Raw genomic sequence first — 9,104 nt, 5'->3', positions numbered from 1 at the left:
ACGATCCCAAGTCGGCGAAACTGAGCTGAGTCGCACCACCGGCAACCATGCCGCGACGGTAAGCGTGGCCACCGACACCCGCGCGGCTCCCACGCCGGGGCGAACGCAGCCGGTGCGGAAGTTTCTGCTGCAAAGGTGGTGCCGGCTGGTTGTCGGTGGCCACGCTTACCGTCGCGGCATGGTTGCCGGTGGTGCGACTCAGCTCAGTTTCGCCGACTTGGGATCGTCCTTCGAAGCCCCGGACGTCCCGCTGTGCGACACCACCTTCGTCGTGGTCGACCTCGAGACCACCGGGGGGCGCACGAAAAGCACCGGCGGTAGCGCCCCCGACGCCATCACAGAGATCGGGGCGGTCAAGGTCCGCGGCGGCGTGGTGCTGGGCGAGTTCGCCACGCTCGTCGACCCGCAGCGCAGCATCCCGCCGCAGATCGTGCAGCTGACCGGCATCACCACCGCGATGGTGTCTGACGCCCCCAGCATCGACGCCGTGTTGCCGATGTTCCTCGAGTTCGCCGGCTTGGACCAGGGGACGGTGCTGGTCGCCCACAACGCCGGGTTCGACGTCGGATTCCTGCGGGCCGCGGCGGCGCAGTGCGACCTCGTCTGGCCGCGGCCGCAGGTGCTGTGCACCGTGCGGCTGGCCCGCCGCGTGCTCAGCCGGGAGGAAGCCCCCAGCGTGCGGCTGGCCTCGCTGGCGCGGCTGTTCGCCGTTGCGACCCGGCCCACGCACCGCGCCCTCGACGACGCCCGCGCCACCGTGGACGTGCTGCACGCCCTCATCGAGCGGGTCGGCAACCAGGGCGTGCACACCTATGCCGACCTGCGCTCCTACCTGCCGGATGTGACCCCGGCCCAGCGGCGCAAGCGGGTCCTCGCCGAGGGCCTGCCCCGCCGGCCGGGCGTCTACCTGTTTCGCGGACCGTCGGGCGACGTGCTCTACATCGGCACCGCCGTCGATCTGCGCCGCCGGGTCGGCCAGTACTTCACCGGCGCCGACCCGCGCGGACGGATGAAGGAAATGGTCAATCTGGCCACCGCGGTCGACCACGTCGAGTGCGCCCACGCGCTCGAGGCCGGCGTCCGCGAGCTGCGGCTGCTGGCCGCGCACGCACCGCCCTACAACCGCCGGTCGAGGTTTCCGCACCGGTGGTGGTGGGTCGCGCTCACCGATGAGGTGTTCCCGCGGCTCGCGGTGGTGCGAGCGCCCCGCCACGACCGGGCCATCGGCCCGTTCCGCTCGCGCGCCGACGCCGCCGACACCGCCGCCCTGCTGTCGCGCTTCACCGGGCTGCGAACCTGCACGACGCGGCTGGGACGTTCGGTCCTGCACGGCCCGGCCTGCGCCGAGGCGGAAATCTCACCCTGCCCCGCGGCGCGCGGCGTCACGGCCACGCAATACGCCGCGGCCGTGGCGCGCGGCGCCGCGCTGATCGACGGGATGGGCAACGCCGCCCTGTCCGACGCCGCGGACCAGGTCACGGCGCTGGCCGAGCGACAACATTTCGAGAGCGCGGCACGCCTGCGTGACCGCACCGCCACCGCCGTGGAGATCCTGTGGCGCGGCCAGCGGCTGCGCGCGCTGGCCGCGCTGCCCGAACTGATAGCCGCCGCGCCCGACGGCCAGGGCGGCTATCACATCGCCGTCGTCCGGCACGGCCAGCTCGCGGCGGCCGGCACCGCCAGGCGCGGGGTGCCCCCGATGCCGGTGGTTGACGCCATTGTGGCTGGCGCACAGGCGATTCTGCCGACCGCGGCCCCGTTGGGCGGTGCACTGGTGGAGGAATCCGCCCTCATCGCGCGCTGGCTGACCGGCCCCGGGGTGCGCATCGTCCGCGTCGACGACTCCCCCGACGCCGCGGGCTGGGCATCACCGCTGCGCTCCGCCGGCGCATGGGCGGCATGGGCGGCATCGGCGCGCTCGGCGCGACTCGCCTATGACCAAGCGGCGCAATACGATTCAGAGCTGCTCGCCGAACCGCACCCATCGCGCGAGCAGCTGTTCGGCCGCGCCGGAGTCGATCGCCGCGCTGGCGCGCTGCAGCCCGTCCTCCCACGCCGGCAACCATTCAGCGCGGCTGGATAGACCGGCGTGGGCGACCAGGGCCCCGGCGGCGTTGAGCACCACGGCGTCCCGGACCGGCCCCTTGGCGCCGGCCAGCACCGCACGCACCTCGGCGGCGTTGGCCTGCGCGTCGCCGCCCAGCAGGTCGCCGAGATCGGCTCGGACGAAACCGAATCCGGCCGGATCGAACGTCAGCTTGTCCACCGTCCCGGCCTGGACGCGCCAAATGGTGCTGGTGGTGGTCGTGGTCAACTCGTCGAGCCCGTCATCACCGTGCACCACCAGCACGCTCGACCGGCGCGCGGCGAACACCCCGGCCATCACCCCGGCCAGGTCGGCGAAGGCGCAGCCGATCAGCCCGGCCCGCGGTCTGGCCGGATTGGTCAGCGGCCCAAGGAGATTGAAGACCGTCGGCACCCCGATCTCGCGTCGTACCACCGACGCGTGCCGGTACGAAGGATGAAACACCGGCGCGAAGCAGAACCCGATGCCCACTTCGGCCAGGCTCTGGGCGACCTGCTCGGGTTCGAGCTCGATGCGCACCCCGAGCGCCTCCAGCGTGTCGGCGCCGCCGGACAACGACGACGCCGCGCGGTTGCCGTGTTTGACCACCGGCACGCCCGCGGCCGCGACCACGATCGCCGCCATGGTGGACAGGTTGACCGTGTTGACGCCGTCACCACCCGTCCCGACGATGTCGACGGCGTCATCGCGCAATGCGGGCATGGGGCGCGCGCGGCTCAGCATGACTTCGGCCAGCTCGCTGACCTCGGCCGAGGTGGGAACCTTCATCTTCATCGCCACCGCGAATGCGGCGACCTGCGCCGGGCTCGCGTCGCCGGCCATGATCTGTTCCATGGCCCAGGCGGCCTGGCCCCGCGTCAGGTCGTGCCCGTCCGTCAACCGGGCCAGGACCTGCGGCCACGACGGCGCCGACCCCGGGCCCGCGGTCGAACCGCCGGGGGGCGAAGCCTCAGATGACACAGCCACGCGCCGATGGTCCCACGCGGACCGAACCTCCCCCAACAGGCGCGGAAAGCCGCCCGCTCCGGACGCGGCCGCGACGCGAAAACATTAATTGCCGCCCCGGGTGGAGTTGATCAACTACAAAGCGTCATACTTGCGGATGTGACCAGCGCTGTAGGGACCTCGGGTACTGCAATCACGTCGCGGGTTCATTCGTTGAATCGACCCAACATGGTCAGTGTCGGCACCATCGTCTGGCTCTCCAGCGAGCTGATGTTCTTTGCCGGCCTGTTCGCGATGTACTTCACCGCGCGTGCGCAGTCGGGCGGGAAATGGCCGCCGCCGCCGACCGAACTCAACCTCTATCAGGCCGTCCCGGTGACGCTCGTGCTGATCGCGTCGTCGTTCACCTGCCAGATGGGGGTGTTCGCGGCCGAGCGCGGCGACGTCTTCGGGCTGCGCCGCTGGTACGTGATCACCTTCCTGATGGGCCTGTTCTTCGTTTGCGGGCAGGGCTACGAGTACTACCACCTGGCGACTCACGGCACCACCATCCCCGGCAGCGCCTACGGCAGCGTGTTCTACCTGGCGACCGGGTTCCACGGTCTGCACGTCACCGGCGGACTGATCGCCTTCATCTTCCTGCTGGCGCGCACCGCGATGAGCAAGTTCACCCCGGCGCAGGCCACCGCGAGCATCGTCGTCTCCTACTACTGGCATTTCGTCGACATCGTGTGGATCGCGCTGTTCACCGTGATCTATTTCATCCGATGAGCCGACGCTGGACGAACAGGAGTGCTGGGTTGAAGAAACTGGGGTCTACCCGATCCGGTGCGCGGCCCGGACAGTCGCGAAAAGCCGCCAGTGATCGCTCCCGGCGGCGGCTGCGCCGCCGCCTCTCGGGCGGGCTGTTGCTGCTGATCGCGCTCACCATCGCCGGCGGCCTGGCCGCCGTGCTGACGCCGCGCCCCCAGGTGGCCGTCGCCGACGAGTCGTCCTCGGCGCTGCTGCGGACCGGCAAGCAGCTGTTCGAGACGTCGTGCGTGTCGTGCCACGGGGCCAACCTGCAGGGTGTGCCCGACCGCGGGCCCAGCCTGATCGGCGTCGGCGAGGAGGCCGTGTACTTCCAGGTCTCGACCGGCCGGATGCCCGCGATGACCGGCGAGGCCCAGGCGCCCCGCAAGGAGCCGATCTTCGACGAGGCGCAGGTCGACGCGCTCGGCGCGTACGTGCAGGCCAACGGCGGCGGTCCGACCACGGTGCGCAACCCGGACGGCAGCCTGGCCATGAAGTCGCTGCGCGGCGACGACCTGGGCCGCGGCGGGGACCTGTTCCGGCTGAACTGCTCCTCCTGCCACAACTTCACCGGCAAGGGTGGGGCGCTGTCGTCGGGCAAGTACGCCCCGGCCCTGGAGGCGCCGAACGAGCAGCAGATCCTGGCGGCGATGCGGACCGGCCCGCAGAACATGCCGAAGTTCTCCGACCGCCAGCTGTCCTTCGAGGCCAAGAAGGACATCATCGGCTACATCAAGGCGGTCAGCGAGGAGCGCCAGCCCGGCGGCTACGGCCTGGGCGGATTCGGGCCCGCACCCGAGGGCATGGCCGCGTGGATCATCGGGATGGTCGCCGCCATCGGTTTGGCACTGTGGATTGGGGCACGAGCATCATGAGCGAAAACGACGTTCGCGGCTCTGACACCGACAAGGGCGCCGCACCGAACGAACCCGACGAGGCGGCCCTGGCCGCCATGTCGCGCGACGAGCTGGTGGCGCTGGGCGGCAAGCTCGACGGCGTCGAGACGCTCGTCAAGGAACCCCGCTGGCCCGTCGAGGGCACCAAGGCCGAGAAGCGCGCCGAGCGAGGAGTCGCCCTGTGGCTGTTGCTGGGCGGCATTTTCGGGCTGGCGCTGCTGCTGGTGTTCCTGTTCTGGCCGTGGGAGTACAAGCCGAAGGCCGCCGCGGGCAGCCTGCTGTATGACCTGGCTACCCCGCTGTACGGGCTGACCTTCGGGATGTCGATCCTGTCGATCGCCGTCGGCACCATCCTGTACCAGAAACGCTTTATCCCGGAAGAGATTTCGATCCAGGAGCGGCACGACGGCGCCTCCCGGGAGATCGACCGCAAGACGGTCGTGGCCAACCTGACCGACGCCCTGGAAGGCTCGACCGTCCGGCGGCGCAAGGTGATCGGGGCGTCGCTGGGGCTGGGCCTCGGCGCGTTCGGTCTGTCCACGTTGGTGGCGTTTGCCGGCGGCCTGATCAAGAACCCGTGGAAGCCGGTGGTGCCCACCGCGAACGGCAAGAAGGCCGTGCTGTGGACGTCCGGCTGGACACCGCGGTACGCGGGCGAGACCATCTTCCTCGCGCGGGCCACGGGCTCCGCGGGGACATCGCCGTTCGTCAAGATGCGCCCGGAGGACCTCGACGCCGGCGGCATGGAGACCGTCTTCCCGTGGCGCGAGTCCGATGGCGACGGCACCACCCCGGAATCGCAGGAGAAGCTCCGGGCGATCAACCAGGGCGTCCGCAACCCCGTGATGCTCATCCGGGTCCGGCCGTCGGACATGCCCCGCGTGGTCAAGCGCCAGGGCCAGGAGAGCTTCAATTACGGCGAGTTGTTCGCCTACACCAAGGTCTGCTCGCACCTGGGTTGCCCCGCGTCGCTGTACGAGGAGCAGTCCTACCGAATCTTGTGCCCTTGTCACCAGTCACAGTTCGACGCCCTGCACTTCGCCAAGCCGATCTTCGGCCCGGCGGCTCGCGCGCTGGCGCAACTGCCCATCACGATCGACACCAACGGGTACCTGGTCGCCAACGGCGACTTCATCGAGCCCGTCGGACCGGCCTTCTGGGAAAGGACGACATCATGAGTCCGAAGCTGAGTCCCCCCAAGCCGCCCAAGATCGGCGACGTCCTGGCGCGCCAGGGCGAAGACATCGACAGCCGCTATCACCCGTCGGCGGCGGTGCGCCGGCAGCTCAACAAGGTCTTCCCGACCCACTGGTCCTTCCTGCTGGGCGAGATCGCGATGTACAGCTTCATCGTGCTGCTGCTCACCGGTGTCTACCTGACGCTGTTCTTCGACCCGTCCATGGCCGAGGTCACCTACAACGGCGCCTACCAGCCGCTGCGCGGCGTCGACATGTCCAAGGCGTTCGCGTCGACGCTCGACATCTCCTTCGAGGTGCGTGGCGGCCTGTTCGTCCGTCAGGTACACCACTGGGCCGCACTGATTTTCGCGGCGTCGATCATGGTGCACCTGGCCCGCATCTTCTTCACCGGCGCGTTCCGCCGGCCCCGCGAGGCCAACTGGGTCATCGGCTCGCTGCTGCTGATCCTGGCGATGTTCGAGGGCTACTTCGGCTACTCGCTGCCCGACGACCTGCTGTCGGGCATCGGGCTGCGCGCCGCGCTCTCCTCGATCACGCTGGGCATGCCGATCATCGGCACCTGGCTGCACTGGGCCCTGTTCGGCGGCGACTTCCCGTGCGGCGGCGTGGGCAACGAGTGCGCCACGGTGGGGACCATCATCCCGCGGATGTACGCCCTGCACATCCTGCTGCTGCCGGGGATCATCCTGGCGCTGATCGGGCTGCACCTGGCGATGGTGTGGTTCCAGAAGCACACCCAGTTCCCCGGCCCCGGGCGCACCGAGCACAACGTGGTCGGGGTGCGGGTGATGCCTATCTTCGCGGTGAAGTCCGGCGCGTTCTTCGCCGCGATCGTCGGTGTGCTCGGCCTGATGGGCGGCCTGCTGCAGATCAACCCGATCTGGAACCTGGGCCCCTACAAGCCATCTCACGTTTCGGCCGGTTCGCAGCCGGACTTCTACATGATGTGGACGGAGGGCCTGGCGCGTATCTGGCCGCCGTGGGAGTTCTACTTCTGGCACCACACGATTCCCGCGCCCGTCTGGGTGGCGCTGCTGATGGGCCTGATCTTTGTGCTGCTGATCATCTACCCCTTCCTGGAGAAGCGGTTCAGCGGTGATTACGCCCACCACAACCTGCTGCAACGTCCGCGCGACGTGCCGGTGCGCACGGCGATCGGGGCGATGGCGATCGCGTTCTACATGGTGCTGACGCTCAGCGCGATGAACGACATCATCGCGTTGAAGTTCCAGATCTCGCTGAACGCGACGACGTGGATCGGCCGCATCGGGATGGTCGTCCTGCCGCCGGTCGTCTACTTCATCGCCTACCGGTGGTGCGTGGCGCTGCAGCGCAGCGACCGGGAGGTGCTGGCGCACGGTATCGAGACCGGCATCATCAAGCGGCTGCCGCACGGGGCCTACGTCGAGCTGCATCAGCCGCTCGGCCCCGTCGACGATCACGGCCACCCGATACCGCTCGAGTACCAGGGCGCGGCGCTGCCCAAGCGGATGAACAAGCTGGGCTCGGCCGGTTCACCGGGTCACGGCAGCTTCCTGTTCGCCGACCCGGCGTCCGAGGATGCGGCCCTGCGCGAGGCGGCGCACGGTTCCGAGCAACGTGCCCTGACCGCGCTGCGCGAGCACCAGGAAACCACCGTCGGTTCAAACGGCACGAACGGCGAGCACCACTAGCCTCGTGCAGGTCCGGTGACGGCCGCGCCGCACTGTTGGTGGGCGGCCCGCACGATGGAGCCGGCGGTCAGGAAGGCCGGCTTCATCTGGTCGCGCGCCTCAACGGGCAGGTTGGCCGCGCAGCGCAGCACCATCAGGGCGAGCGCGCTGTAGGTCGCGTACGGGATGACCAGCAGGTTCACCTGTGCGTCGTCCCCGACGACGGTCATCACGTGCTGACGCTTTCGTTCCCATCCCGACCAGTTCAGGTCGGGTGGTCGCTGCAGCGGCGGCCAGTTGACGTTGATGGTGCTGACTTCTCCCAGCAGAGGAGTCAGGACGGCGACCAACTCGGGCAACTCGTTGGTGATCCGGTCCGCCCGCGGCCACCACGCGCCGTCGATGGCGCGGCCCAGCTCATGGGCCACCGACACCCGGACCGGATTGGCGCGGCGGCGGCGTTCGAACGATTCGCGGCCGGGCAGATTCGCGACAACCATGGGCGGATCCCTTCACGTCGGCGTCGTTCGCCCCGGCGAGCGCGAGGCGGACGGAGGAATCGCATTGCCCGTGGATGGCCGGCAGGGGCGGACCACCGCTGACAACGAAACGGCTCGCGGTGAACGCTACGCCACCGGCGACCTATCGGGCCGGCCAGGGGGCCGGCCCGCGCGGAGGCGTGGCGCGGGTCGCCGGTGCACTACAGTGACGAGGGTCCGACCGTGGCGCTGTCCGGGTGAGCGGAGGGCCGACACGGTGAGGATGGGCGCAATGGCGATACAGGACTGGGGCGACGCCCCGGAGATCCATCCGTCGAAGATCCAGGTCGGTGACGTCATCGGCACGCTGCGGCCCACGACGCTGCGCTACACCGTCAAGATGATCAGCGGGCCGCAGACCACTCCCCGGCGCTGGACGTTCTTCGGCCGCGACGCCAACGGCACGCAACACACCGGCACCTTCGGGGAAGACGAACGGGTTCGCAGGTACGCCAAGGCGTCCTGATAGGGGCCTACTTCTCGGCGACGGCGCGGCGCAACTGCCGGACGTGCAGCCACTCGATCGCCGGCATCCCGGCGGTGACGACCGCGGCCACGCCGTAAGCGACCCAGGACGGGCTGTCGTGGCCCACGGCCATCAGGTAGGTGGCAGTGGCCACCGCGACCAGCGCCAGGCCCATCGCCCCCACCAGCAGCACGGTGCCGCGCAACCAGACCCGATCGACCGCCTCACCCGACCAGCCGGAGTCGGCCTCCTGAGCCGGCGCCTGCGCCCTCGGCTGACGCGCCCATTCGGCCGCGGTGCGCGGCGCCTGGGACATCAGGCGCACCGGGGGCCGGGGTGCCGTCATCCCCCGGGCGGCGGGCTCGCTCTGCGCCATCCGGCGGGCGCGCAACAGCATCGGGATGGCCCCCGCGATGATCAGCGCGGACACCACGATCACGGCGTACAGCACCCACGAGGTGGTATGCGTGCCGCCGGCCGCCTTGTGAAAGCCCCGCCCCAGGTCCGTCAGCGCGACGGCCGCGGCCAC

At 69.9% G+C, this 9,104-nt stretch carries 8 protein-coding genes and 1 pseudogene; 6 read left to right on the top strand and 3 right to left on the bottom strand.

Annotation, left to right across the window (positions count from 1 at the left end):
* Positions 1-178: 178 nt before the first annotated feature.
* Positions 179-2,020, top strand: a pseudogene (locus tag A5692_RS27485) (DEDD exonuclease domain-containing protein); the annotation flags it as partial.
* Here A5692_RS27485 and trpD read toward each other — a convergent pair.
* Positions 1,958-3,052, bottom strand: coding sequence for an anthranilate phosphoribosyltransferase (trpD, locus tag A5692_RS30115; protein ID WP_156766324.1), 1,095 nt, complete (start codon positions 3,050-3,052; stop codon positions 1,958-1,960). The pseudogene A5692_RS27485 and the gene trpD overlap by 63 nt on opposite strands.
* A 138-nt stretch (positions 3,053-3,190) precedes the next feature.
* Here trpD and A5692_RS27480 point away from each other — a divergent pair, with 138 nt between their 5' ends.
* From A5692_RS27480 to A5692_RS27465, 4 genes are read left to right on the top strand one after another with little or no spacing between them, the layout of a single operon-like run.
* The gene (locus A5692_RS27480) at positions 3,191-3,802 is read left to right on the top strand and encodes a heme-copper oxidase subunit III (protein ID WP_067274561.1); all 612 of its coding nucleotides are present in this window, start codon (positions 3,191-3,193) and stop codon (positions 3,800-3,802) included.
* Positions 3,803-3,831: 29 nt separating this feature from the next.
* On the top strand, positions 3,832-4,698 hold the full coding sequence (locus A5692_RS27475; RefSeq protein ID WP_082963153.1) for a cytochrome c: 867 nt from the start codon (positions 3,832-3,834) through the stop codon (positions 4,696-4,698).
* Entirely contained in the window at positions 4,695-5,897 is a 1,203-nt protein-coding gene (locus A5692_RS27470; RefSeq protein WP_068062730.1) for a ubiquinol-cytochrome c reductase iron-sulfur subunit, read from the top strand. Before A5692_RS27475 ends, A5692_RS27470 begins: the two co-directional genes overlap by 4 nt.
* Complete coding sequence (locus A5692_RS27465) at positions 5,894-7,591, top strand: cytochrome bc complex cytochrome b subunit (protein WP_068062728.1); 1,698 nt, start codon at positions 5,894-5,896, stop codon at positions 7,589-7,591. Before A5692_RS27470 ends, A5692_RS27465 begins: the two co-directional genes overlap by 4 nt.
* Here A5692_RS27465 and A5692_RS27460 read toward each other — a convergent pair.
* On the bottom strand, positions 7,588-8,070 hold the full coding sequence (locus tag A5692_RS27460) for a DUF5994 family protein (RefSeq protein ID WP_068062725.1): 483 nt from the start codon (positions 8,068-8,070) through the stop codon (positions 7,588-7,590). The two genes, A5692_RS27465 and A5692_RS27460, sit on opposite strands and share 4 nt — an antisense overlap.
* Positions 8,071-8,341: 271 nt before the next feature.
* Between A5692_RS27460 and A5692_RS27455 the strand changes: the two genes are divergently transcribed.
* Complete coding sequence (locus A5692_RS27455) at positions 8,342-8,575, top strand: hypothetical protein (RefSeq protein WP_068062722.1); 234 nt, start codon at positions 8,342-8,344, stop codon at positions 8,573-8,575.
* A gap of 7 nt (positions 8,576-8,582) precedes the next feature.
* Here A5692_RS27455 and A5692_RS27450 read toward each other — a convergent pair.
* Positions 8,583-9,104: DUF2561 family protein (locus A5692_RS27450; RefSeq protein ID WP_068062720.1), on the bottom strand; the 522-nt coding region annotated here is incomplete at its 5' end.

This window comes from Mycobacterium sp. E342, assembly GCF_001667665.1.
Classification (GTDB): Bacteria; Actinomycetota; Actinomycetes; order Mycobacteriales; family Mycobacteriaceae; genus Mycobacterium.
The sequence above is the reverse complement of the archived record's forward strand: the minus strand, read 5'-3'. Positions and strand labels throughout refer to the sequence as shown.

Coding starts and splice junctions, on each gene's coding strand:
- A5692_RS27470 (WP_068062730.1), top strand. CDS start 4,695: ATGAGCGAAAACGACGTTCGCGGCTCTGACACCGACAAGGGCGCCGCA.
- A5692_RS27465 (WP_068062728.1), top strand. CDS start 5,894: ATGAGTCCGAAGCTGAGTCCCCCCAAGCCGCCCAAGATCGGCGACGTC.
- A5692_RS27460 (WP_068062725.1), bottom strand. CDS start 8,070: ATGGTTGTCGCGAATCTGCCCGGCCGCGAATCGTTCGAACGCCGCCGC.
- A5692_RS27455 (WP_068062722.1), top strand. CDS start 8,342: ATGGCGATACAGGACTGGGGCGACGCCCCGGAGATCCATCCGTCGAAG.